Consider the following 2,655-nt stretch of genomic DNA (forward strand, 5'->3'; position numbering starts at 1 on the left):
AGGACGTCGTCGCTGACGAATACGCCGACTTCACGAAAGAATTTGGCCTCCACCACGAAAGAATAACGCTACCAACGACTTTCAACGCGAAGTAGCAATTTCCAAGCCTCTATCAAATAGCGGCACCGAGCCGACCGCGGCCCGGGTGAGGCGCAGCGGCAGCCATACCCAGATCACCGTCTTGCCGAGGTGGCTGGCGATGAGGTCGACCACCTGTCGGGTGGTCGGCGGGTCCGGGTGCGTCAGGGCGGAGGTCTGGCCGATCGACCGATCCAGCACGGACAGCTGGTCCATCGCCTCGATGACGAAGTCCCGGGGGACCAGCGAGACCCTGACCCGGTCAATGGCGCCGACCGCAGGAACCACCGCCAGGGCGAGCTGCCGCTGCATGAATGCTGCAAGGAAGTAGGGGCCGTCGTACTTCTGGGTCTCGCCGGTCTGGGAGTCGCCGACGACGATACCGGGCCGGAAGATGGTGGCCGGCAGACCGTTCGCCATCGTCTTGCGGACGTGACTGGCAGAACTCCAGGACCCGGGCGGTTCCCTCGACGTTGACCCGGTGGGCTATCCCATGGGCGACAGCGAGGTCGTAGATCGTGGCCAGGTGCCAGACCTCGGTCACTTCGTCGAGAACCTTCTGGCCGGCGGGGTCGATGCCCAGCCGGGGGCAGTGATGTCGCCCTCGATCAGCTCAACACGGTTGAGCGTGTGAGGATGCTCGGACTCGATCTCATGGAGCCGGTGTTGGGCCAGCGCCAGGTGCTGGGGCTGGACCAGGCAGATGGCCCGGACTCCCTCACGCCGCGCCAGCACCCGGGGGAGCAGTGCAGATCCAAGAAACCCGGGAAAACCGGCTCTTCGAACTTAGCCGGGCATTGTGGTCTTCACGGCTGAGGCCCGCCGATATTTGCGGGTACATGCCCACCGTATCCGACGGCGTTGGTTGACCGGGTTGCGGAACCCAAAAGCGTTGCGGCCTTGGTGTTTTGCCAGGCGGTTGTAGCCCTCCGACCTGGAGTTCGAGTACCCGGTCAGGATGCCCGCTTCGATAGCCGGCCACCACGCCTCGATGGTCGCGGCCAGGCGGTGAACCTCGGGCGCATCGGTTGCGGCGGCCCGCTGGTAGAAACTGTCCAGGTGGGTCCGGATGATGTGGCGTTCGGGGTTCGTGCCGGCCAAGCTAAGGAGGCTGCGTAGCTCCTCCTTGACGGTATAGGCCTGAAGTATGAGCACCCCGGCGTCGCCGCTGTCGATCAGCGAGTTCCACATCTTCGCAAAGGAATCGGGCCGGAGCCGTTCGTGTCCGGTGAGCAGCCGGCGCCGAGCCGCCCAGGCCGGGTCGGTCTTGCGGCCGCGCCTGCCCTCGGTCTCGCGGATGACTCGTTGGCGGACCCCGGTGAGCATGTCGTTCCCGAGAGCGACCAGGTGGAACCGATCGGCCACCAGCACAGCGTTCGGCAACGCCTCCCGTGCGGCCTTGGCGTAAGACGCAGACAGGTCGATGGTCACATGGGTGATCCCTGCCCGCCACGACGCTGGCTGAGCGTTCAGCCACGCGATGGTGGCAGCGGCGCTGCGGCCCTCGATCTGGGCGAGCAGGCCGCCGGTCCCCGCGGCGTCGACAAACCCCGTATGCCATCTGTCATGGACCAGCTCCCACCGCTGCGTGTGCAGGTTCTGGGCCCACACTGGTTTGCCGCGGCGGGTTTCATCCATCCCCAACACCTTCACCTCGGGCAGTGGGGCCGCCAGCGGGACCCGGACGTGCTCGACGAAAGCGTTGTGGACGATGGGCCAGCTGGCGCCGTAGTGAGCCGCGGCTTCGGATACGCATCGCTGCTGCTCGGCAACCGCGGACCCGAGCTCGGCCCGAAACCGTGTCGTCAGCCTCGAGCGTGCCCGCACCGCAGGAAGCGACTCGGTGAACGAAGCCCGAGGGCACAACTGCTCCTTGCAGCGCCACCGCCGTTTGTGCCAGATCAGACGCAATCTCGTTGTCCCGTAGGGGATGTCCCTGGGCCTGGTACAGGCCAAACCCTTCAGGGTGACCGAGAGCACCCCACAACCGGGGCACGCCGACGCGCTCTCATCGGCGGTCACGACATGCACCACCCGGCCTCCGAACGCGTCCGAGTCGACCCGCTGGACCGCGAGGCCCTCCAGGCCAAGCAGACGCGAGGCGTCCGACACCACATCGTTTTGAACATGCTGAACGTGCGTACGCTGGAACAAGCCCGCGACCTCACCTTGTGACCATTTGCTGCTTCGACAACAGCCATGATCACCGAGGTCGCGGGTGTCCTACATCAACACCCCCGACCAGTGCTTGCCCGCTCAAGTTCGAAGAGCCACCAAACCTGGTTTCGGGGGACCAAGGGCCTCCGCAGCGCACGGCTTCGGCATGGGATTGCAGGAGTATCTCAGCAACTCTCGTTAGCTCAGCGAGGTTCTCGGCAGGTTGTGTTTGACAAATGGCCACTGCTACTTCGCGCCATTCGCCATCAGTAAGAAGTTGACGGGCATCTAAGTGTCGCCCCGGCTGCATTAGGTAGCAGGTCGCAAGGTACTCCTGCAGTCTGCGGTGCGAGAAGGTGACCTTGCCGCTTCCATCATCGTGCATATGTCGCATCACTTTCAGGGCAACCAACTCACGTA

At 64.6% G+C, this 2,655-nt stretch carries 2 protein-coding genes and 1 pseudogene; all 3 read right to left on the reverse strand.

Going from position 1 to position 2,655, the window contains the following annotated elements; translation table 11 throughout:
- Positions 1-81: 81 nt before the first annotated feature.
- A complete protein-coding gene (locus H7290_RS14305) occupies positions 82-498 on the reverse strand; it encodes an SDR family oxidoreductase (protein WP_290514689.1) in 417 nt (138 codons plus the stop codon).
- A gap of 64 nt (positions 499-562) precedes the next feature.
- Positions 563-813, reverse strand: a pseudogene (locus H7290_RS21395) (SDR family oxidoreductase); the annotation flags it as partial.
- 51 nt (positions 814-864) lie between these two features.
- Entirely contained in the window at positions 865-2,193 is a 1,329-nt protein-coding gene (locus H7290_RS14315; RefSeq protein ID WP_366927640.1) for an ISL3 family transposase, read from the reverse strand.
- Positions 2,194-2,655 lie beyond the last annotated feature (462 nt).

It is taken from the genome of Aeromicrobium sp. (genome assembly GCF_014378035.1).
In the GTDB taxonomy this organism is placed as follows: Bacteria; Actinomycetota; Actinomycetes; order Propionibacteriales; family Nocardioidaceae; genus Aeromicrobium.